This window comes from Agrobacterium sp. LEGMi-208b (genome assembly GCF_059511785.1).
Genome location: NZ_CM183446.1, coordinates 1014643 through 1034568, shown reverse-complemented (window position 1 = coordinate 1034568; position 19926 = coordinate 1014643). Strand labels below are relative to the sequence as shown.

Genomic DNA, 19926 nt, shown 5'->3' with positions numbered 1-19926 from the left:
GCGGTTGTTTAAGTCCGGCAGCGGGAGGCTTGTGAAAGGACTTTGAGACATGGACCAGCAACCGCCCGCCGATATGGAACTCACGCTCAGAACGCTTGCCATGCCCGCCGATGCCAACCCGGCCGGCGATATTTTCGGCGGCTGGGTCATGTCGCAGATGGACCTTGCCGCGTTCGTCCGCGCCAATGATGTGGCCGGCGGCCGCACCGTTACCGTCGCAGTCAATGAGATTGTCTTCAAGAAGCCGGTCAAGATCGGCGATACATTGTGTGTCTATACCAAAATCGAAAAGATCGGCCGCACCTCCGTTACACTGAAGATCGAGGCCTGGACGCGCAGGCATTATCAGGATTCCCGCGAAAAGGTGACCGAGGCCGTCTTCATCATGGTCGCGGTGGACGAGAGCGGCGATCCACGCCCCGTCCGCAAGGAAGCATGAGGCGGCATCCTCATTTTCTTTCCAAAGAAAATTCCGAAGCGCCCGCGAAAGAGTAAAAGCATAGGCGTTTCGGACTTTTCGCAATTCGATATCCGTCCGCTCAATACTTTAGAAATATCCAATTTATTTATCAATTTTTGCGATCAAGATATGGAATAGGACGGGGATCAGGCTTTGACCATTCCAGGTGTTGTTATTGTCGGCGGCGCTCACGGCACGCTCGCCCTTGCCCGCAGTCTCGGCGCCCTGAATGTGCCTGTCTATTATCTCACCCATGATTCCCCTTTGCCGGGCTGGTCGCGTTTCGTGCGGAAAACGATCCGCTGGGCCGGCCCGCATGATGCAGGGGCAATGCCGTTCCTGCGGCAAATGGCCGACAAGCATGGTTTGAAGGGCTGCCTGCTGGTGCCGTCCGGCGACGGCGAGGTCCAGCTCGTTGCGCAGCATCGTGAGGAACTGTCCGCCCTCTATAAAATCATCCTGCCGGATTGGACGGCCCTGCAATGGCTCTGTGAAAAACCGCTGCTTTATCAACGCGCCGCAGAACTGGGCGTCAGTATTCCCCGAACCTATGCACTGACATCGGCCGCTGACATCGATACGCTGGACGCCCTGTTTCCCGTCATTCTCAAGCCGAATATGGGGGGTGGAGATACCACGATCGCCCGGGCGAAAGTCATTCGCGCCGATGACCGGCATGCTCTGAAAACAGCTTTTTCCGATGCGAGTGGAGAGATCGGTGCCGGCAATGTCGTCGTGCAGGAACTCATTCCGGGTGGGGGAGAAAGCCAGTTTTCCTATGCGGCGCTGTGGCTGAACGGAGAGCCGGTGGCGGAATTCACCGCCCAGCGCGCGCGGCAATATCCCGTCGATTTCGGCTATACCAGCACCCGCGTCGAGGTCGTCGATAACGGGCAAGCAGTCAATGCGGCCCGAAAAATACTGAAATCGGCCGGCCATAGCGGGCTGGTCGAGGTTGAATTCAAGCTCGATGGCCGGGACGGGAAACTGAAGCTTCTCGATATCAATCCGCGCCCGTGGTCATGGTTTGGCCTTTGTTCGGCGGCGGGCATCGACCTTGGCGCCCTGCTATGGCGGGTCGCCAATGGGGAGCCGGCCGGCCAGTCCGTCAATGTGCGGCAGGGCGTCTCCTGGTCCTATCTTGTCCGCGATGCCGTCGCCGCTTTCACATTGGTCCGGAGGGGGCAGGCGAGACTTGCTGACTATTTCGCCTCTCTGGGCAAGATCCGCAGCTGGGCCGCCTTTGCGCCGAACGATCCCTTGCCGGGCCTGATCGATCTGCCGTTGACGGCCTTGAGGGTTGTGAAGAAGCGTCTTCTTCCTGGTCTGGCGTTAGGGCAATCGGGGAGGGTGTTCTTTCCGCCGATAAAGCGCCTTGTGAAATATGGAGCCATAAGGGCGGGGCTGGAGGTGAGCTCTCTCACGGCCGTCCGTTCGGCATTTCCGTCTCTTGCCGGTCGTGGTGTGATCTTCACGCTTCACCATGTGCGGCCGGGTGGGGCTGCTTCGGCTTTTGCCCCCAATGTGCAATTGTCCGTCACGCCGCAATTTCTGGAAGAGGCGATACAGGCTGCGCTGGAATGTGGTCTCGTTCCCGTCCATCTGCACGATCTGCCGGCCCTGCTTGCCGATAGTCACGAAGGCCGGTCGTTTTGCGCCTTCACGCTCGATGATGGTTATCGCAACAATGCGGAATATGCCGCGCCGATCTTCCGCAAATATGCCGTGCCTTACACGATTTTCATCACGCCGGGTTTTGTCGAGCGGACGCGAAGCCTTTGGTGGGAAACCGCCGCGGCCCTGACGCAGAAAGCTGCGTCATTCGAGTTCGATTTCGGGACGGGGTCGGAGCAGGTGGCTTGCGCCAGCCCTTCGCAGAAAGCGGAGGCATTCACGCGCCTTGAAGATTTCGTCCAGAATTTTTCGGAGGATGAGGCGGTGGACAGGATCGATCGTGCCGCGAGGCAACACGGCGTCGATCCCACCGCGATCGTGGACGAACTTGTCATGAATGAGGATGAGCTCAGTATGCTGTCGGAAGACCCCCTGGTGCATTTCGGCGCGCATACCATGACGCATGTGAATATGCGAAAGATCGATGCCGCGCGTTTGGCTTATGAGATTGCGGAATCGACGCGCCAGGTGGAAGCCTATACAGGCCATCGGCCACTGTCCTTTTCCTATCCCTATGGCTGGGTAAAGGCAGTGGGAGAACGTGAAGCGAAAGCGGTTCGCGATGCAGGATTTTCCGCGGCTGTGACCACACAGGCTGGCGTTATCGGTCCCCACAGCCTTGAAAAGTCGACGCAGTTGCCGCGCGTATCGCTGAATGGACGCTTTCAGAAAAAGCGCTTCGTAAAGGCGCTCATCTCGGGCCTGCCTTTCCGGTTCATCTAGCGACGTTGTTCGTTCGCCATCTCTCGGCCACCTCGCCATATATGGCCGTGGCTCGCGTTTGGCGTTTTCTTTCGCCGTTTCCGATTTCTTCTCTCGTTCTTCGAGCCTCTTTGCGGCTGATTGGCCAATCCGAAAGGATTGCGACAAAATTTTTGTTATTCACATCCATTTATCTATTGATTATAAATAAATTTATCGACGTAAAACATTACAACTTTTATGAAGGCTTCGCCCGTGCTGCTGATTTTTGCCGATGATCTGACCGGCGCCCTCGATGCTGCCGCCCCCTTTGCCGGGCGTGGGCTGGCGACCGAGGTTGCAATCGGGCTTGATGGTGTGCGTGCGGCACTGGCGGATGCGCCTGCTGTCCTCAGCGTCAATCTCGGCTGCCGCGATGGCGGGGCGGATGAAGCTCGCCGTCGCACGCAGGAACTGTTGGCGCTGGTTCCGGCCGATACCATTCTTTTCAAGAAGATCGATTCCCGCCTGAAGGGGCATATTGCAGCGGAAATGGACGCGATTTCCTACCGGCACGCGCTTGTCGCGCCCGCCATTCCGGATTTCGGACGTGTCGTTGTTGACGGAGCCGTTTCCGGCTTTGGCGTCGACGTTGCCATGCCGGTCCATGAAAGGCTGGGCGGACATGCCGGCCGCTGCACGATACCCGATACGCGGTCGAAGGGCGATATCGCGGAAGCCCTCGCCGCCGCGCAGGCGGAAGGGGCCGATCTTCTGGTTGGCGCGCGTGGGCTTGCCGAGGCGCTGGCTGAAGCGATGACGGCGCAGGTTGTTCCCAAGGCCGCGATCATTCCAGCGGGAAAGGGGCTTTTTGTCATCGGGTCTCGCGATCCGATCACGGTGGAGCAGATTGACGGTCTCAAAAGTGTCGGGCCTGTCTCGATCGTGGAGGCACCGAATGGTGTCCTGCCCCGTCTTGCCGATGACGGTGCCGGCCTGACGCTGGTTCAAGCAACGCAGGGTACGGAAAATCTCTCGCCGCTTGCGGTTTCAGACCGGCTGGCGGAAGGCGTCGTGCCGCATTTTACCGCCAGGGTGGCCAGGCTGTTGTTGTCGGGTGGAGCCACGGCCGAAGCCGTGCTGCGGGCCATGGGCATTTCGCGTTTGCGTCTTGCCGGCGAATGCCTGCCGGGTCTCGGCGTCGGCTGGGCCGGCGACCAATGCATCATTGCGAAGTCCGGCGGTTTTGGGCAAGCTGACACGTTGAAACGGATCGCGAAAATGATGCTTGGCGACAATGACGCTGGAGAGAGCTGACCAGATGGGGCTGATGAAAGAAACGGCGCGCAAGGCACTTCCGGACATTATTTTCGAGAGAATGCACCGCGCGATCAAATCCGGCGCCTACAAGCCAGATGAGCGGCTGCCGACCGAACACGAAATCGCCATGGAGTTCGAAGTATCGCGACCGGTGGTGCGCGAGGCTTTGCGGCGGCTGCGTGAGCAGGGGTTCATTTATTCCCGCAGAGGTTCGGGCAGCTATGTCAGGGCTTTTGGCCTGCGCGAGCCGCTCGGTTTTGGCCAGCTTGAAAACGTCGCGGACCTTCTCAACTGTTACGAATTCAGGCTGACGCTGGAACCGGCAGCGGCGGCCGCGGCAGCCTTGCGGCACGATGCCGAAAGGCTTGCGGCGATCCGGAAGGCGCTCGAACTGATGCGGGATGCGACCAATCGCCAGTCGCACCGCGAGGATGCCGACTATCAGTTTCATCTCGCCATCGCGCGGGCGGCGCGAAACAGCTATTTCTCCACCGCGATGGAAGCGTTGAAGGACCATATTGCCGTGGGCATGAAATTCCACGGCATGTCGGTGAAGCGGGAGGCATCCGGTCTGACGCGTGTTTTTGCTGAGCACGAGGCAATCGCAAAGGCAATCGCCGATGGGGACGCAGAGGCGGCGCGCCAGCTGATGCTCCAGCACTTGACCGGATCGCGCGACCGCCTGTTCGAGTCTTCGCACACGGACTAAGCGGGTGACCGAAGACCGATGCGCGTGTCCGCGCGCCGGATTTTCGCTCAGAAGGCGTGGCGGTAAATGCCGAGCACATCCTCGACGCTCATGTCGACGGGGTTGTTGTCCATCAGCCGGCGGATGGCATGTGCATCTTCCGCATAGCGCGAAAGGTCAGCTTCAGTTGCGCCGTGCCGTGCAAGCGACATTTCAATGCCGAGCCCGGCGCAGAAGTCCGTTGCCGCCTTGCGCAGATCATCAGGCGAAAGATGCGCGCGAAGGCCGAGCGCTCCCGCCACTTCCGCCGTCTTCGCCGAAACCGCGGGCTGGTTGAAGGCCAGGACATGCGGAAAGACGATGGCGTTGGCCAGCCCGTGCGGCAGGTTGAGAAGCGTGCCGAGCGGATAGGCGATGGCGTGGCCGGCCGCCGTATTGACCGGGCCAAGGCAGATGCCGCCATAATAGGAGGCGAGCATCATGCCTTCCCGCGCTTCAGTATCCGCGCCATCGCGGACGGCGCGCGCCAGATATTTGCCGACCAGTGCAAAGCCCATACGGGCGAAACCGTCGATCATCGGGTGGGCCTTGCGGTTGGTGAAGGCTTCGACGCAATGGGCCATGGCATCCACACCCGTCGCCGCCGTAACTGCTGGTGGAACGGAATAGGTCAGTTCCGGATCGAGCACGGCGAAATCCGCAATCAGATGAGGGCTTTCGACCGCGATCTTGTTGCCTTTCACCGGGTCTGTGATGAGCGAACGGATGCCGGCTTCCGAGCCGGTGCCGGCGGTGGTGGCGATCTGCACCAATCGTGTGTCGCGCCCGGCAACCCTGTTTGGTCCCGCCACGTCCTCAAGCGTCTGGCCGGAATTCCAGAGTGCCGCGACCAGCTTCGCCACATCCATCACCGAACCGCCGCCGAGGCCGACGACGAGACCCGGCTTGGCGGCGCGCGCTGCGGTGAGCGCCGCATCGAGCGTTGCGGTGTCCGGCTCGCCGGGAATAGCGTCGAAGATCGTGAAAGGGCCCTGCAATTCCAGCCGTTCGGCAAATTTCGCCGTCACCGGTGTGGCGATAATCAGGGTCGATGCGGTTTTTCCCGCCCAGGTGCCAACCTGTGAAACGGTGCCGGCGCCAACGGTGAGCCGGCGTGGCTGATGGATGAGAATGGGAGCTCTCGACATGGTGCTCATCCCTTTCGGTCCTTGCCCGCCACGAGCTTGCGCGCATAGGCGATGGCGGCATTCATGTTGCCGTGATTGGCGATACCCTTGCCGGCAATGTCGAAAGCCGTGCCGTGATCGACGGAGGTGCGGTCGATCGGAAGATCGACAGAAACATTGACGGCGGTGTCGAAAGCGACAAGCTTGATCGGGATATGGCCCTGATCGTGATATTGCGCGACGACGAGATCGAAAGCGCCGGAATAAGCCCGGTGAAACACCGTATCGGCGGAAATCGGTCCCTGCACCTCGATGCCTTCAGCGCGTGCGGCGGCAACCGCAGGCGCAATCTGGTCGTCATCCTCGGTGCCGAACAGACCGTTTTCACCGCAATGCGGATTGATGCCGGCAACCGCGATGCGCGGTTGATCGTAACCGATGCGCTTCAGATGCGCGTTGCCGGCGCGGATTGTCGCCAGCACCCGCTCCGTCGTTGCGCGGCGAATGGCTTCCTGAAGGGAAACATGAGTCGAGACATGAATGACCTTCAAACGTTCCGAGGCGAGCAGCATATAGGCGGCCGAGGAGCCGGTGAGGCTTCTCAACATGCCGGTGTGGCCGTCATAATGATGGCCGGCGAGGTTTAGGGCTTCCTTGTTGATCGGCGCGGTGACGATGCAGCCGATTGCGCCGGCTTCGGCATCGCGAACGGCTTTTTCGATAAAACGGAAAGCGGCGTCTCCGGCCACCGGCGACAATGTACCCCAGGGCAGCGGCGCGCCTTCCACAGACAGATCGACCACATGCTGGGAGAGATCGATATCAACGCCGAGCGCATCCCGCGCCGCTTCCAGCGTGGCGAGGTTTCCATAAATCCGCGTTGCAGCGCGATCCGGCGCGGACATCTCCGCCAGCGCCCGCACCGTGATCTCGGGGCCGACGCCGCAGGGGTCGCCCATGGTGATGCCAATGATATTGCTCATCTTTGTCTCCCGTCGTTCTCGTCAGCCCAGCCGGGCGCCAGCCGGACATATTTGATTGCGCGGCGATGATAGGTGTAGCTCGCATGCAGCGTACCGTCCGGCGCTTCCAGAAGCCACGGATAGGACATTTCCAGATTGCGTCCATCGGTCGAATCGTTCGACAGGCAGGTGCCCGGCCCGTCTTCGATCAGGATTCGGGTGGTAAAACTGCGCCCGCCATCCTCGGACAGGCAGATCGAAACCGGCGCGCGCGGCACGCCCCAGACCGGAACACAGCCACCATGCGGATCGGCATCCGGCCTGTCGTCTTCTTCTCCCAGCTCGTCATAAAGCGAGGCGCGGCGATCGCTCGACTGCGCGGCGTTGACGGGGTTGCAGATCATCGCCAGCCCGCCATCGCTGAGCCCGATCACGGCAATGGAAGAATTATTGTTGGGCACATTGGTCGGCTGTGGCTTCGACCAGGTGCGGCCACCATCGGCACTTTCGGTGCGATAGACGAAATCGGCCTGACGGCGGCGGAAGAAGGCGGCGTAGCGTCCGTTCGTCACCTCGATCGGGCTCATATGCACGCAACCGGTCGATTCCTCCAGCCCCTGCAATTGCCATGTCGCGCCATTGTCCGTGGATATGCCGAGCGCTGCCGTATCATGGCTGCCGTTCCATTTCTGGCCGGGGCGCTGGACGCAGCGGAAGATCGGCAGCAGCCAGGCGCCGTCATCGCGAATGCGCAACGGCGCGCGGATGAAGCAGCCCCGCGGGAGATCGAGAAAACGTCCTTCCTCGGAAACAAGCTTTTCCGGTGCAGTCGCGTCGCGGCGGATTCGCGCCATGCGAATGCGGCATTCATCCTGATTGCCGGAGGGCTGGGCCGTATGGAACAACCAGAGCGCGCCATCCGGTGCGGTGAACAGAACCGGGTTCTGTTCGGAATGGGCGGGGTCGTGGCTCAGGCGCTGCGGCGGCCCCCAGCGGGTTGCACCGGCCGTGAGCACGGATGCGAAGATCGAAATATCCGATTTTCCTTCCAGTGTGCCGCCGAACCAGGCGCAGAGCAGGGTGCCGTCATCCAGAAGGTGCAGGAAGCTCGCATGGTTCTGGATCATGGGCGACGGCAGGAAGGCTTCCTGCCGGTTTTCCGACACGGCATGGATGGCTCCGGTCATGGCGTGAGCGATGTCATCAGGGGTCATCGTGGTCTCCTCTTGTTCCGATGAAAATGACATATTTGAAAAGTTGTCAAGTTTATTTAATGAAAAAAGAGGATCAGTCATTTTTGGATATTGGAATTAAATATTTGTTTTTAAATGATAAAATTAAGAGGTTTGGCTTGGGTAAAAATTGTCTTAGAAAATAAATTGACAAAAAATGCGATAGCGTCGATGCTCTGTTTACGGGTGGAGGAGACAGTCATCCGCACGCCATGCTCCTGATGCAGGAGACGGGGCTTTTTAGAGTGTCCCTTGCGGTGCGCCGCCATGTTGCTGAATTTCTGATCTGGGAGGAGAACGGAATGAAGAAGTCATTGATTGCGGGCGCCCTTGTCTTGGGTTCCTTCAGCGCCGCGGTTTCGCCGGTGCTAGCGGCATCGGGGCCGATCAAGATCGTGCTGGCGGAAGAAGCGGACCTGCTTGAGCCCTGCATGGCCACCCGCTCCAATATCGGCCGCATCATCATGGAAAATGTCAGCGAGACGCTGACCGAACTTGATGTGCGCGGCAAGAAGGGCGTTCAGCCGCGCCTTGCCGAGAACTGGGAGCAGAATGCCGACGGCAGCTGGCGTTTCCACCTGCGTGAAGGCGTGAAGTTTTCCGACGGCACGGCATTTGACGCCAAGGACGTCAAACACAGCTTCGAACGCATCATGAGCGACAAGAACGCCTGCGAGTCCCGTCGTTATTTCGGTGGCATGACCGTGACCCCGTCGATCGTCGATGATCACACGATCGACTTCAAGACCGAGCCGGCGCAGCCCATCCTGCCGCTGCTGATGTCGCTCGTCACCATCGTTCCCGAAGAAACCAAGATGGAATTCATCCGCGAGCCTGTGGGTACCGGACCTTACAAGCTCACCAACTGGACGCCGGGCCAGCAGATTGTGCTCACCGCGCGCGACGATTATTGGGGCGCCAAGCCGCAGGTGACGGAAGCGACCTATCTTTTCCGTGCCGATCCTTCGGTTCGCGCCGCCATGGTGCAGACCGGCGAAGCCGATCTTTCGCCTTCCATTTCGCAGCTCGATGCCACCAATGCGAAGACCGACTTTTCCTATCTCGACAGCGAGACGGTCTATATGCGCCTCGATCACAATATCGCGCCGCTGAACGATGTCAGGGTGCGCCGCGCGCTCAATCTCGCCATCGACCGGCAGGCCTTCCTCGGCACGCTGGTTCCGGAAGGCGCCGTGCTGGCCACCGCTCTGGTCCCGCCGACCACGCTTGGCTGGAACCCCGACGTCAAGGTCTTCCCCTATGACCCCGAGGGCGCAAAGAAACTGCTCGAGGAAGCCAAGGCTGCCGGTGTGAAGGTGGATACGCCGATCACCATCATCGCGCGTACTGCGAATTTCCCCAATGTCACCGAGATCATGGAGGCGATCCAGCAGCAATTGCAGGAAGTCGGCTTCAAGATCGACCTGAAATTCGTGGAAGTGGCCGAGCACGAAAGCTATTATTCCAAGCCCTTCAAGGAAGGCCGCGGACCGCAGATCGTCGCCGCCATGCACGACAATTCCAAGGGTGATCCGTCCTTCACCATGTTCTTCAAATATGCCACCAAGGGCACACAGTCCGGCTTCTCGGACAAGAAGGTGGACGATCTGATCGAACGGGCATCCGCAGCCGTGGGTGACGAGCGCGCCAAGCTGTGGTCGGAGCTCATCGCTTATCTGCACGACGATGTGGTGGCTGATGTGCTGCTGTTCCACATGGTCGGCTTCTCCCGCGTCTCGGAACGGCTGGACTTCAAGCCCACCATCGCCACCAACTCGATGCTGCAGCTTTCGGAAATCGGCATCAAATAAGACCCCGCGTCTTGTCAATTAAGAAGCGGCGGCGCAGCGAAAGCTTCGCCGCCGCATTGAAAAACCGGAGGCAACCATGCTGAGCTTCATCCGAAAACGTTCCGTTGCGAGCCTGATCTCCCTGATCGGCCTCATCGTCATGGTTTTCTTCCTGTCGCGCCTGACGGGGGACCCGGCCGCATTGTTTCTGCCGGTGGAGGCTTCGGAAGAGCTGAAGCAGCAGTTCCGGGCGCTGCATGGGTTGAATGATCCGCTGATGGTGCAGTTTCTGCGTTATGCGGGCGATGTGATGACGGGTGATTTAGGAGAATCGCTCAGAAAAGCCCGCCCGGCCCTGGATGTGGTGCTGGAGGCTTTCGTCTGGACGCTCTGGCTTGCGGTCATCACCATGTCGCTCGTCACCACCGCCGCCATCGTCATCGGTTCGCTTGCGGCTTTCCGCTCCGGCGGCTTCTTCGACCGCATGGCCTCCAGCATCTCGCTTATCGGTGCATCCGTGCCGGATTTCTGGCTCGCCATCGTCGCCATCGTTGTCTTTTCCGTCAATCTCGCCTGGCTGCCCACGTCTGGCACGGGCTCCGTGCTGCATTGGATATTACCGATTGCGGTTCTGTTTGTGCGCCCCTTCGGCATTATCGTGCAGGTGGTGCGTGGCTCGATGATCGGCGCCTTGGCGTCGGCCTATGTCAAGACGGCGCGCGCCAAGGGCGTGAAGTCCGGTCCCATCATTTTCATTCACGCCTTGCGAAACGCCATGCTGCCGGTCATCACCGTCATCGGCGATCAGGCGGCAAGCCTTCTCAACGGCGCCGTCATCGTTGAAACCATTTTCGGTTTTCCCGGTGTCGGCAAGCTGATGATCGATTCCATTCTTCAGCGCGATTTCAACGTCGTGCTGGCGGCCATTCTCGTGACTGCGCTGGCGATCTTTCTGATGAATCTTCTGATCGATATCGCCTATGCGCTCCTCGATCCGCGTATCCGGCACTGAGGAGGCCGTTCAGCCATGAGCCTTTCCAACGCAGATACCGAGATCATCGCCGAGCCATCCTTCGCAACGCGCATGCTGCGCATGTTGTGGGCGGATAAATTCGCGCTCTGCGCCGCGATCTTTCTCATCCTTATCGTCATTCTCGCTTTTGTCGGCCCGGCATGGCTTGGCGATCTGGCGACGAAACAGAACCTGCGCGGGCGCAACCTTGCCCCGTTCGACTGGCAGCGCGAATGGTATTTCTGGCTTGGGGCGGATGCGCTCGGCCGCTCGCTTCTCGCGCGCATCGTCGCCGCCACGCAAAACACGATGATGATCGCGGCCGGCGCGGTGCTTCTTTCCGCCATCACCGGCACCGTGCTCGGGCTGATCGCCGGTTTTTCCTCCAACCGTGTCGGCCAGATCATCATGCGGCTCGCGGATGTGATCATGTCATTCCCGTCGCTCTTGATCGCGGTCATCGTGCTTTATCTGCTTGGCTCCTCCATCCTCAATCTGATGCTGGTTCTCGCCATCACGCGCATTCCCGTTTACATCCGCACCACAAGGGCGGAGGTGCTGGAGGTGCGCGAGCGCATGTTCGTGCAGGCGGCGCGGGTGATGGGCGCATCGGGCAAGCGCATCCTGTTCCGCCATATCCTTCCCGTCGTGTTGCCGACGCTGACGACGCTCGCAACGCTCGATTTCGCCTATGTGATGCTGGCGGAAAGTGCGCTGTCTTTCCTCGGCATCGGTATTCAACCGCCGGAAATCACCTGGGGCCTGATGATTTCGCAGGGACGGCAATATCTCACCAATGCCTGGTGGCTGTCCTTCTGGCCGGGGCTCGCCATCATCCTCACCACCCTGTCGCTCAACCTGCTTTCCAACTGGCTGCGCATTGCGCTTGATCCCGTGCAGCGCTGGCGGCTGGAAATGAAAGGCCGCAAGCATGGCTGACCATCTTCTCGACGTGCGCAACCTTTCCGTGGAGTTTCACACCGCAAGCGGTGTCGTCCACGCGGTGAAGGATGTTTCCTACCATATCGAGCGTGGCGAAACGCTGGCTATCCTCGGCGAAAGCGGTTCGGGCAAGTCGGTATCGTCCTCGGCCATCATGAACCTCATCGACATGCCCCCGGGCCGTATCAGCAGCGGCCAGATATTGCTCGACGGTCAGGACCTTCTGACCATGCCGGCCGAGGCGCGCCGCGAAATCAACGGCCGGCGTATCGCCATGATCTTTCAGGATCCGCTCAGCCACCTCAATCCTGTCTACACCGTCGGCTGGCAGATCCGCGAGGCGATGACCACCCATGGCATGGGCAAGACGGAGGCGGAAGCGGAGGCGAGGCGGCTTGTCGCCCGCGTCGGCATTCCCGATCCCGACCGGGCACTCACGAAATATCCGCATGAATTTTCCGGCGGCCAGCGCCAGCGCGTGATGATCGCCATGGCGCTGGCGCTTCGGCCCGATATCCTCATCGCCGATGAACCGACCACCGCGCTTGACGTGACGGTGCAGGCCGAAGTGCTTTCGCTGCTCAGGGAATTGCAGCGGGAGACGGGGATGGCCGTGCTCATCATCACCCATGATCTCGGTGTCGTCGCCGAAATCGCCGACCGGGTGGTGGTGATGGAAAAAGGCGTTCTGGTCGAGGCCGGCACGGTGCGCGAGGTCTATCGCAACCCGCAACACCCCTATACCCGCAAACTCATCAGCGCCGCGCCGGGCAGGGGCGCCATGCATGAGCCGCAGGCGGCGGGTGAAGCGCTGCTCAGCGTGCGTGATGTGCGCAAGCGTTACGGCGCCTTCGATGCGCTGAAGGGTATCTCCTTCGACCTCATGGAAGGCGAAACCATTGCGGTCGTCGGCGAAAGCGGTTCCGGCAAATCCACACTGGCGCGTATTCTCTTGCGGCTCGACGAACCGGATGCGGGCAGTGCGGTATGGAAGGGTCGTGATCTCTTCAAGCTTTCGCCCGCGGAACTCTTCGCGCTCCGGCGGGATCTGCAGATGGTGTTTCAGGATCCCACCCAGTCGCTCAATCCCCGCATGACGGTTTTCCAGCTGATTTCCGAGGCATGGATCATTCATCCGGAGATATTGCCTAAGGCAAAATGGCGTGAACAGGTTGCCGAATTGCTGCATCAGGTCGGTCTTTCACCGGACCATATGCGGCGTTATCCACACCAGTTCTCCGGCGGCCAGCGGCAGCGGATCGCCATTGCCCGCGCATTGGCGCTGGAGCCGAAGCTCATCATCTGCGACGAGGCGGTCTCGGCGCTCGACGTCTCGGTTCAGGCGCAGGTCATCGCACTGCTGGACAAGCTGCGCCGCGAAATGGGCCTCTCTTTCATCTTCATCGCGCATGATCTGCCGGTGGTCCGGGACTTTGCCGATCACGTCATGGTCATGCAGCGGGGGGAGGTGGTGGAGTTCGGCACCGTCCGGCAGATTTTCGAAGCGCCGCGCGAGGCCTATACCCGTGCCCTTCTGTCTGCGAGCCTCGATCCCGATCCCGACATGCAGTCCCGGCGTCATCCGGCCGTCGCAAATTCAAGCGGAGTTCTTTCATGACCAAGCAAGCTTTCGTCGCGCTCGTCACCTGTTTCAACGAGGACGAAACCATCAATTATCAGGCGACCCGTGCCCAGGTGCGTCGCCAGGTGGCCGCCGGCAACAACATCATGTGCGCCGGCACCAATGGCGATTTCACCGCGCTGACGCATGAGGAAAAAATCCGGCTGACGGAAGAGGTGGTGGACGAAGTTGCGGGTCGCGCCAAGGTCATCGTCAATGCCGGCATGCCCGCAACGTTTGAAACCCTGCAGTTGGCCCAAGCCTTCGACCGCATCGGCGTTGACGGCATCGCCGTGATCACGCCTTTCTTCATCGCCTGCACGCAGGATGGCTTGATCCGCCATTTCTCGACGGTGGCTGACGCCGTCGAAACGCAGGTCTATCTCTATGACATTCCCGCCCGCACCCAGAACCACATAGAGCCGGAAACCGCGCGTAAACTTGCTACCCATGGCAATATTGCCGGCATCAAGGATTCCGGCGGCGCACAGCAGACGCTCGAAGCCTATCTTCAGGTGGCGAAGGAGATGCCAGGTTTCGAGGTCTATTCCGGCCCGGATCACCTCGTTCTCTGGTCGTTACAGAACGGTGCCGCAGGCTGCATTTCCGGCCTCGGCAACGCGCTGCCGGATGTACTTGCCGGCATTCTCAATGCTTTCAACGCCGGCGATATCACTAAGGCCGAACGCCAGCAGGCAATCTATGCCGATTTCCGTACCGATCTCTACGCCCTCGGTTTCGCGCCTGCCATGGTCAAGCGCTCGCTTTATCTTCAGGACGCTTCCGTCGGTGCCAGCCGCCAACCCGCCCTTCTGCCGGACAAAGAGCAGGATGAAAAAATTCTGGAGATCTTGCGGCGTTATCAACGGCTTTGACGCCGCTACCGAATGTGACACGTAGCGGCGCGGATCGCGCGCGTCACCTCAAAAATATCTGCGAAAACGGCCAGAAGCCGAAGCGTTTCGCCCGCCTCATGCATGACGAATAATTTGTGACATAAACACGAAATTCCCCTTGTCAGTCACGCCATTGATGTTTAAGAGGAGCGCGCAACGCAAGCGTTCGCGCATGCGGAGAGGTGGCAGAGTGGTCGAATGCACCGCACTCGAAATGCGGCATACCTGCAAGGGTATCGTGGGTTCGAATCCCACCCTCTCCGCCATATCACTAAAAATCGATATATTCTTCAATGGTTTGCGACAAGTCGATCGTTGACGACCACATACCAACCCACATTTTTGATTTGATTGCATGATCTGAAGTCATCGAGTCATCCAGGTTCATTCGCGATATTCCATCGTCGCGCTGTTCGCCTTTATAAAGGTTGGCGCTTCCGAGATGGCGAGATGTGCTTAGATGGAAGCCGTTGGGAATACTTCTTACGAGTATTCCCCGTCACGATCAGTCGGCGTCTCTAACCACACCCTTGGAATTTAGCAGCGCATGCTTTCCTAGAAATTTAATTAGAATAGTCTCGATTTTGAGGCATAGATCAGGATCTGCTACGGCCAAGAACGAGCCCCGAACCACGAGAGGTGGCTTGAACCAAAAGCGGGTCTGATGATCTTTAACACGAACCCGAACGTTTTTGCTCGATTTGCCGACATACACAGGGCGATCCGTGATATCGTAAAAGACATATACTCCGCTCGCTTGTGGAACGGTTTCGAGGTCATCGGGGGTAAAATCAGTCCATTCAAATCCCGGGATAGGCATAGCCTGGCTTGCAATTTCCGCCTCGACTGCAGGGGGTATTAGTTCGTCGATTGCTGCAGCTAACTTATCTCGCGTCTCTTTTCGCGGGGAAACCGTATTTCCCTTCACTATATTCCAGATGCCCGTATAAGTGATACCAGTTTTCGCAGCCAGAACGCCAACAGAGAGCCCTTTTTTCCCAATCTCAGTCCGGAGCCAATCTCCGAAGGCTGAGTGTTCTGTTTCCTGCATAAGGAGATCGGCGGATGAATTATTTTCTATGTAGCTCATATCATTCGTCCAATATTTAATCGCTGCTGTTCTCTTTGAACTCAGAAACTAGAAAGTCTACAGTCGCCTGGTCGCGCAGCTTGCAGACGATATTCTGGTTGGCAAAAGCGCCTTTGAACCACTTAGCCTGTGATGGCTCGACCGTTTTGCGCCAATCGACGCCAACGACATATTCCGTCCGCTCAGCTGATTCGCCGATCCGCTTCATTCGAGGTTCGGCAAGAGGCTGTTCGAAGAGCAGGCCATCTGGTGTCATAAACTCAGAGGCGAGCTGGGCTTCGCCGGTAACCGCCCCATAACCGATGTAGCCCTTGCCCTTGTCGTAAACGAATATCTCGTCGCCAACCGCGAGCTGCTCAAGGCGCTTGGTGTAGAATTCGCCACCGCCAGCACTCACGAACCCATAGCGCTTCATGTCTGTCCACGACCGGTGTTCTCCGAGACCAGCATTGACGAAGTAGTAGCCGGACCACGGTGGGCGCACTTTACGCTCGGAACGCTCCTCCACCTCTTCCTGATCGAGCAGGAAATCCGTTGTCAGCCATTCCTGACCGTTTGCCTCGAAGACGTTGAAAAACGCGGTGTTGATGGCAACGCCATGCTCTTCTGACAAATATTCGACGATCCGCCGGGACGCCGGGTCGAGTTCGCTGGCCACGATCAGCATGGAGTGGCTGCCGTTGAGCTGTTCGGGAATAGCTTCGCCGAATTTCTCCCGGAAGGCGGTCACCAGGCGCGTCTGAAGATACCGTTCAGCCCGCTCGTATATCTGGGGTGTTGTCAGAGTGCGCACCCAGGAGGCGTAATCCAGCACCTGTGCCACGATTTCGCGCGGCGTGCGGTCCTTCTTCAGTTCGATGATGATGAGAGCCCCCGAGGCATCCAGCGCCAGAAGGTCGATGAATTTACCGTGGTCTGTCGGTACCTGCCGGCCAATCACCATGGCGTCGAGGCCGAGCAGCGACGGATCGGCCGCAACCCAGTCCTCGATCAGGCTTTCCTTCAGCAAGGCACGGCGCGTGGCAGGTTTCAATCTACCGTCAACAATGGAGTAGAGCGAACTCATGCGGCGTCCTCCATCGCTTCTGGTGGGTAGAGTTCCAGCAATTTCGCGTGCAAAGCCTGAATTTCGTCGTAGTGCGCCTCTCCAGCCAAGGCTGAGACGTTAAAGCCGGAGCAGATAGCGATATCAGCGGACGACATATAATTCGAATGAACCAGGTTTGCAGCAATCTCGTCCGCTGGATCGGTATACTGGCGCTCTTCTACGTCCGAGCTTGATATCAAAAATCGCCTGCAGAGCTCGAGGATAACCGGCTCCATATGCGTTTCAATATTGCGGACTTCCCTCATCATGTCGGCGATTTCAGCGTCAATCGCCGCGCGATCGTTAAAGAACACAGTTCCTGTCGGGTGTGCGATCTTGTTCCGTCGCTTTACGAACTTGGCGAATTCTCCCACCTGCTGATTAGAACAACCAATCAGCTTGAGAAACCGGAAAATCTGGCTTTCCTTCAGGCGGTCATAAAACTTGAATGGACTTTCGCAATCTATCAGACTGCCTTCCTCGTCCGAACGAAACCCAACCATAGCCATTGCGAATTGCTCCGGGCGGGCTAGCCTTATCTGCCAAATCGAGAAGCTGACAAAGCTCATGTAGAGCAAGTGAAAGGCGAGACTGGCAAACTCAAAGCGTTCAGTGTCATAGTTAGTCTGAAATGCTGACCACAGGAAATCGAGATAGGCTTGCTCACTGGCATTAGCGAATGATTGGGGGAGATAGCTCCCGAGTTCGAGCGCCTCATCCATCAGGTAACCTCCTCGACCTTAGCTTCCCCCCATACACGAGCAATTGCAGCTTCGATCTTTTCCTCGAAGCGGGCGACTAGATCGCGGTTGCCGTTGACGAGAGCTTGCTCAACTTCAATGTCGGCAACAATGGCGGTTTGCGTGTGTAGGTCAGGCAATGGCACTTGCAGTTCAGCAAGGTGGCCCTGCGACAAGTTGCGAATGTTCGCGCCTTGTCCCGTCTTCTTCATCTTCTCTGAGAAGACGGGCGTCTTGAAAAAATATGCAAGGTAGCGCGGGTTCGCCTTCGCTGAGTCGAACCGTGCCCGGATGGTGAAACCAGAGAACGTCGCGGACCCTATGGCGTCTCCAGCAAGCATGGAGCGGCCCACGAGGTCGGGGTTGCCGTTCGAGCGCACGAAAAGAATATCACCGGGTTGCAGGAAGTAATCCTGACCCACTGGCGCATCGGGCTGGATAGTTGCCAGACTGTCCGACGGTACCACCGTGTTAGACTGAAAATCACTCACTCCCACAATGCGAAGTGGCTCACCGACCTCGCCTTTGGTAAAGTTCAACCCGTTCTTGAATTCAGCAATTTCTCCCATCGACACCACCGGCCACTCAGGATCAACCGGGATTTGCGTGCGGTAGCTGTTAAGGACGGCGCGGGCACCGTCGATGACGCGCTGATAGCCCTCGATCTCCGCCACAATCTCGCGCTGCACCTCAAGCGGCGGGAGAGGGATGCGGATATCGGCGACGGCTCTGGGGTTAGCCCGCGATAGTGAGCCGCCGACGCCGGTAACGGTCTTCATGAATTGCGCGTGAAAGAAGTCAGAGACAAGCACCCGCGCCAAATACTCCGGCACAAACTTGTCGCTGCGGAACACGATCCATTCACCAGATGCAATTTGCCGCTCGGCGCTGTTAGACGGCGAGACGACCCATGTTCTGCGGATGTGCGGGACAATCCGTGACAAAAGCACGTCATTCGGTAGAACACCCTTCTTTGCTGAGCCGATTTCCTTTCCCAACAGGTGCTCGGGTTCGCGACCTTCGTGCGCAGGGATACTCCAAAGCTCGAAGCGTTCTTCTGGCGATTTGCTGGGATCAATGCTCGGAAGGCCGCTTGCCATGAAGCGCCCGAGGTCCACCATTTCAAAAGCTGACACGCTCACGGCGCTCTCAAGGTAGCGCTCCCCGCTCAAGATGTAGTCCCCGCCCTCGGCTAGCAGAGAACGCTCTACCGCGCTGCCAAGGCTGCTTTCCAGCGCCTCACCGCCCCCCACCCGTGCGGTGTGCAACCAAGCCCCAAGCTCGGACTTCACCTGCGCCAGTTGCGACCCCTTCACTGCCTTACGCTGTGCGCCAAGGGCGAAGCCGTCATTTTCGACCTTGAAAAAGGCGACGTGCCCGCTGGCCTTGGCCACCGCACGGTCAAGGATCAGGATCGATGTCTTCACGCCGGAATAGGGATTGAACACGCCTGCGGGCAGGGAGATAACGGCGGCAAGGTGGTTTTCTACCAGCATCTTTCGGAGTGCCACATAGGCGCTCTGGCTTTGAAAGATGATGCCCTCGGGTACAACGATGGCGGCGCGACCGTTCGGCGTCAGGTGTTCCGCGATGTAATCGACAAACAGCACTTCGCTGCGTTTGGACTGCACCTGAAAGCGGGTGTGCGGCTTGATCCCGCCCTTTGGCGACATGAAGGGCGGGTTGGCGAGAATGACGTCGGCCGTCTCGGTCCATTTCTCTTCGCTGGTGAGCGTGTCGTATTCCTCGACCTTCGGATCGGCAAAACCATGCAGGTAGAGATTTACCAGCGACAAGCGAACCATATCGGGCGAGATATCATAGCCCCGAATGTTTCTGGCGAGACGGGCGCGATCCTCAGGTTGCAACAGGTCGCCGGGATAGCGCATAGGGCTTTCCAGTGCCTGCTCGGCTGCGTCGCCTTCGGTGCTATTGCCATTCCCGTTCACCACGCCGGTTGAGTTCTGTTTCAGGATATGCTTGTAAGCCGAAATTAGAAAACCCGCCGTGCCGCAGGCAGGGTCCATGATGACCTCGTTTTTCTGCGGATTGATGATTTCGACCATGAAATCGATGATGTGGCGGGGTGTGCGGAACTGGCCTGCGTCCCCCTGGCTGCCCAAAACGGACAACAGGTACTCGAAAGCATCCCCGAGCTTCTCGCTGTGGTCGTAGGTGAAGCTGTTTATCTCACGGAGGAATGCTCGCAGCGTTTCAGGGTCGCGATAGGGCAGATAGGCGTTGCGGAAAATGTCACGAAAGAGCTTGGGCAGCCCCTCGTTCTGCACCATGTTTGTAAGCGCTTCCGAATAGGTGTTGAGCATGTCCTGCCCAGACACGCCGGAGGCCACCAGCTTCGCCCAACGATAACGCTCGTAGTCCTTGGTGAAGAACCGACGCTCACCGCCCAATTCCTCGGCCTCAAGATCCATGTCGTCCATGAACTTGTAGATCAGCGCGATGGTGATCTGTTCGACCTGGCTTTTCGGATCGGGCACCTTGCCTACGAGAATGTCACGGCACGTATCGATGCGGCGCTTGGTATCTGTATCGAGCATTTCGGGC

16 protein-coding genes and 1 tRNA gene are annotated in these 19926 nt (G+C 58.8%); 10 read left to right on the top strand and 7 right to left on the bottom strand.

Features of this window, described 5'->3' with window-relative positions; translation table 11 throughout:
* Window positions 1-49: 49 nt before the first annotated feature.
* From AC5YUO_RS19375 to AC5YUO_RS19360, 4 genes are all read left to right on the top strand, one after another.
* Window positions 50-439 (top strand): acyl-CoA thioesterase, encoded by a 390-nt coding sequence (locus AC5YUO_RS19375; protein ID WP_496156411.1) that lies wholly within the window; start codon window positions 50-52, stop codon window positions 437-439.
* A 174-nt stretch (window positions 440-613) separates the two neighbouring features.
* Window positions 614-2857: a polysaccharide deacetylase family protein gene (locus AC5YUO_RS19370; protein WP_496156410.1), complete on the top strand. Its 2244-nt coding sequence runs from the start codon at window positions 614-616 to the stop codon at window positions 2855-2857.
* A 234-nt stretch (window positions 2858-3091) separates the two neighbouring features.
* Window positions 3092-4132 (top strand): four-carbon acid sugar kinase family protein, encoded by a 1041-nt coding sequence (locus AC5YUO_RS19365; RefSeq protein WP_496156409.1) that lies wholly within the window; start codon window positions 3092-3094, stop codon window positions 4130-4132.
* A 4-nt stretch (window positions 4133-4136) separates the two neighbouring features.
* Complete coding sequence (locus AC5YUO_RS19360; protein ID WP_496156522.1) at window positions 4137-4844, top strand: FadR/GntR family transcriptional regulator; 708 nt, start codon at window positions 4137-4139, stop codon at window positions 4842-4844.
* Between the two features lie 47 nt (window positions 4845-4891).
* Here AC5YUO_RS19360 and AC5YUO_RS19355 read toward each other — a convergent pair whose 3' ends face one another.
* Genes AC5YUO_RS19355 through AC5YUO_RS19345 form a run of 3 tightly spaced genes read right to left on the bottom strand, consistent with a single transcriptional unit; the run spans window position 4892 to window position 8165 of the window.
* Complete coding sequence (locus tag AC5YUO_RS19355; protein ID WP_496156408.1) at window positions 4892-6019, bottom strand: iron-containing alcohol dehydrogenase; 1128 nt, start codon at window positions 6017-6019, stop codon at window positions 4892-4894.
* Window positions 6016-6972 carry a 4-hydroxythreonine-4-phosphate dehydrogenase PdxA gene (gene pdxA / locus AC5YUO_RS19350; protein ID WP_496156407.1) on the bottom strand — a complete coding sequence of 319 codons (957 nt, stop codon included), beginning with the start codon at window positions 6970-6972 and terminating at the stop codon, window positions 6016-6018. Before pdxA ends, AC5YUO_RS19355 begins: the two co-directional genes overlap by 4 nt.
* The gene (locus AC5YUO_RS19345) at window positions 6969-8165 is read right to left on the bottom strand and encodes a sialidase family protein (protein WP_496156406.1); all 1197 of its coding nucleotides are present in this window, start codon (window positions 8163-8165) and stop codon (window positions 6969-6971) included. Before AC5YUO_RS19345 ends, pdxA begins: the two co-directional genes overlap by 4 nt.
* Window positions 8166-8485: 320 nt before the next feature.
* On the opposite strand from AC5YUO_RS19345, the gene AC5YUO_RS19340 reads away from it, so the two are divergent.
* The 6 genes from AC5YUO_RS19340 to AC5YUO_RS19315 all read left to right on the top strand — a co-directional run bounded on the left by AC5YUO_RS19340 (window position 8486) and on the right by AC5YUO_RS19315 (window position 14710).
* Window positions 8486-9994: an ABC transporter substrate-binding protein gene (locus AC5YUO_RS19340; RefSeq protein ID WP_496156405.1), complete on the top strand. Its 1509-nt coding sequence runs from the start codon at window positions 8486-8488 to the stop codon at window positions 9992-9994.
* A 76-nt stretch (window positions 9995-10070) separates the two neighbouring features.
* Window positions 10071-10985, top strand: coding sequence for an ABC transporter permease (locus tag AC5YUO_RS19335; protein ID WP_496156404.1), 915 nt, complete (start codon window positions 10071-10073; stop codon window positions 10983-10985).
* 15 nt (window positions 10986-11000) lie between these two features.
* Window positions 11001-11924 carry an ABC transporter permease gene (locus AC5YUO_RS19330; protein WP_400816350.1) on the top strand — a complete coding sequence of 308 codons (924 nt, stop codon included), beginning with the start codon at window positions 11001-11003 and terminating at the stop codon, window positions 11922-11924.
* Complete coding sequence (locus tag AC5YUO_RS19325; protein ID WP_496156403.1) at window positions 11917-13545, top strand: ABC transporter ATP-binding protein; 1629 nt, start codon at window positions 11917-11919, stop codon at window positions 13543-13545. Before AC5YUO_RS19330 ends, AC5YUO_RS19325 begins: the two co-directional genes overlap by 8 nt.
* The gene (locus AC5YUO_RS19320; RefSeq protein WP_496156402.1) at window positions 13542-14423 is read left to right on the top strand and encodes a dihydrodipicolinate synthase family protein; all 882 of its coding nucleotides are present in this window, start codon (window positions 13542-13544) and stop codon (window positions 14421-14423) included. The genes AC5YUO_RS19325 and AC5YUO_RS19320 overlap by 4 nt, the downstream gene beginning before the upstream one ends.
* 197 nt (window positions 14424-14620) lie before the next feature.
* Window positions 14621-14710 (top strand) — tRNA-Ser (locus AC5YUO_RS19315).
* Between the two features lie 239 nt (window positions 14711-14949).
* Here AC5YUO_RS19315 and AC5YUO_RS19310 read toward each other — a convergent pair.
* Genes AC5YUO_RS19310 through AC5YUO_RS19295 form a run of 4 tightly spaced genes read right to left on the bottom strand, consistent with a single transcriptional unit; the run spans window position 14950 to window position 19919 of the window.
* Window positions 14950-15534 carry a hypothetical protein gene (locus AC5YUO_RS19310; protein ID WP_496156401.1) on the bottom strand — a complete coding sequence of 195 codons (585 nt, stop codon included), beginning with the start codon at window positions 15532-15534 and terminating at the stop codon, window positions 14950-14952.
* Window positions 15535-15550: 16 nt separating this feature from the next.
* Window positions 15551-16600 (bottom strand): DUF8606 domain-containing protein, encoded by a 1050-nt coding sequence (locus AC5YUO_RS19305; RefSeq protein WP_496156400.1) that lies wholly within the window; start codon window positions 16598-16600, stop codon window positions 15551-15553.
* Entirely contained in the window at window positions 16597-17343 is a 747-nt protein-coding gene (locus AC5YUO_RS19300; RefSeq protein ID WP_496156399.1) for a hypothetical protein, read from the bottom strand. The genes AC5YUO_RS19305 and AC5YUO_RS19300 overlap by 4 nt, the downstream gene beginning before the upstream one ends.
* The gene (locus tag AC5YUO_RS19295) at window positions 17343-19919 is read right to left on the bottom strand and encodes an N-6 DNA methylase (protein ID WP_496156398.1); all 2577 of its coding nucleotides are present in this window, start codon (window positions 19917-19919) and stop codon (window positions 17343-17345) included. Before AC5YUO_RS19295 ends, AC5YUO_RS19300 begins: the two co-directional genes overlap by 1 nt.
* Between the last annotated feature and the right edge of the window lie 7 nt (window positions 19920-19926).

Excerpts from the sequence above, each read along its gene's own strand:
- AC5YUO_RS19310 (WP_496156401.1), bottom strand. The coding sequence starts at position 15,534 with ATGAGCTACATAGAAAATAATTCATCCGCCGATCTCCTTATGCAGGAA.
- AC5YUO_RS19295 (WP_496156398.1), bottom strand. The coding sequence starts at position 19,919 with ATGCTCGATACAGATACCAAGCGCCGCATCGATACGTGCCGTGACATT.
- AC5YUO_RS19320 (WP_496156402.1), top strand. The coding sequence starts at position 13,542 with ATGACCAAGCAAGCTTTCGTCGCGCTCGTCACCTGTTTCAACGAGGAC.
- AC5YUO_RS19305 (WP_496156400.1), bottom strand. The coding sequence starts at position 16,600 with ATGAGTTCGCTCTACTCCATTGTTGACGGTAGATTGAAACCTGCCACG.
- AC5YUO_RS19375 (WP_496156411.1), top strand. The coding sequence starts at position 50 with ATGGACCAGCAACCGCCCGCCGATATGGAACTCACGCTCAGAACGCTT.
- AC5YUO_RS19340 (WP_496156405.1), top strand. The coding sequence starts at position 8,486 with ATGAAGAAGTCATTGATTGCGGGCGCCCTTGTCTTGGGTTCCTTCAGC.
- AC5YUO_RS19335 (WP_496156404.1), top strand. The coding sequence starts at position 10,071 with ATGCTGAGCTTCATCCGAAAACGTTCCGTTGCGAGCCTGATCTCCCTG.
- AC5YUO_RS19360 (WP_496156522.1), top strand. The coding sequence starts at position 4,137 with ATGGGGCTGATGAAAGAAACGGCGCGCAAGGCACTTCCGGACATTATT.
- AC5YUO_RS19345 (WP_496156406.1), bottom strand. The coding sequence starts at position 8,165 with ATGACCCCTGATGACATCGCTCACGCCATGACCGGAGCCATCCATGCC.
- AC5YUO_RS19330 (WP_400816350.1), top strand. The coding sequence starts at position 11,001 with ATGAGCCTTTCCAACGCAGATACCGAGATCATCGCCGAGCCATCCTTC.
- AC5YUO_RS19355 (WP_496156408.1), bottom strand. The coding sequence starts at position 6,019 with ATGAGCACCATGTCGAGAGCTCCCATTCTCATCCATCAGCCACGCCGG.
- pdxA (WP_496156407.1), bottom strand. The coding sequence starts at position 6,972 with ATGAGCAATATCATTGGCATCACCATGGGCGACCCCTGCGGCGTCGGC.
- AC5YUO_RS19325 (WP_496156403.1), top strand. The coding sequence starts at position 11,917 with ATGGCTGACCATCTTCTCGACGTGCGCAACCTTTCCGTGGAGTTTCAC.
- AC5YUO_RS19300 (WP_496156399.1), bottom strand. The coding sequence starts at position 17,343 with ATGGATGAGGCGCTCGAACTCGGGAGCTATCTCCCCCAATCATTCGCT.